Raw genomic sequence first — 1,307 nt, forward strand, 5'->3', positions numbered from 1 at the left:
CCCCCGAGCCGCCGATCGGCGCGGCGCTCGTCGACGGCCGGCCCGGCATCCTCCTGATGGTCGGTGCGCAGATCGGCGCCAACACCCTGGAGGCGACGCGCCGGGTCGAGGCGGCCCTCGACGAGCTTCGGCCCGGGCTGGCGCGCGACGGCATCGTGCTGCGCGGCGACCTCTTCCGCCCGGCGAACTTCATCGCCCAGGCCAACGGCAACGTGCTGCAGGCGCTGGCGCTCGGCGGCATCCTGGTCGTCGTGGTGCTGTTCGTGTTCCTGTTCGACTGGCGCACGGCCGTCATCAGCGCGGTGGCGATCCCGCTCTCGCTGCTCGCCGCCGTGCTGGTGCTCGGGGCGATGGGCGAGAGCCTCAACACGATGACCCTCGGGGGGCTGGCCATCGCCATCGGCGAGGTGGTGGACGACGCGGTGATCGGCATCGAGAACGCGGTGCGGCGCCTGCGCGAGAACCGCCGCCTCGCCGTGCCGCTTCCGGTCGCGCAAGTGGTGCGCGACGCGATTATCGAGGTGCGGGGCGCGGTGGCCTACGCCACCTTCGCCGTGCTGCTGGTGTTCCTGCCGGTGCTGGCGCTCACCGGCGTCGCCGGGCGCCTGTTCGGCCCGCTGGCGCTCGCCTACATCCTGGCGGTGGTGGCCTCGCTCGCGGTGGCGCTCACGGTCACCCCGGCGCTCGCGATGGCGCTGGTCGCGCGCAAGGACCTGCCCGCGCGCGATCCCCCGGTGATGCGGATCGCGCGCGCCGCCTACGCGCGGATGCTTGGGGCCGTCGAGCGGCGCTTCGGCTGGGCGGCGACGGCGGCCGTCCTCCTCACCCTCGCCGGCGCGGCCGCCCTGCCCTTCTTCGGCGGCACCTTCCTGCCGGACCTCAAGGAGGGCCACCTGATCCTGCACATGGCGGCGGCGCCGGGCACCTCGCTGCAGGAATCGCTGCGGCTCGGCACGCGCATGACCGCCGGCCTCAAGGCGGTGCCCGGCGTCCGCGCCGTGGCGCAGCAGGTCGGGCGGGCCGAGGCCGGCCAGGACACGGCCGGCACGCATTACAGCGAGATCCACATCGACCTCGAGCCCGGCCTCAACGGCGCGGCGCAGGGGCGGAGCGAGGCCGGCATCCGCGCGCTGATGGCGGGCACGCCCGGCGCCGCGTTCTCGCTCAAGACCTTCCTCACCGAGCGCATCGAGGAGACGGTCTCGGGCTACACCGCACCGGTGGTGATCAACGTGTTCGGCGCCGACCTCGACCGGATCGAGGCGGCGGCCCGCGACGTCGCCCGCGAGCTCGCCGAGGTGCGGGGC

Annotated in this window: 1 protein-coding gene; it reads left to right on the forward strand. The window is 74.7% G+C overall.

Annotated features, from left to right (window positions below):
- Positions 1–1,307: efflux RND transporter permease subunit (locus FV223_RS27845; RefSeq protein ID WP_147729900.1), on the forward strand; the 1,307-nt coding region annotated here is incomplete at both ends.

The sequence above is a fragment of the Methylobacterium sp. WL116 genome (genome assembly GCF_008039455.1).
GTDB lineage: Bacteria > Pseudomonadota > Alphaproteobacteria > Rhizobiales > Beijerinckiaceae > Methylobacterium.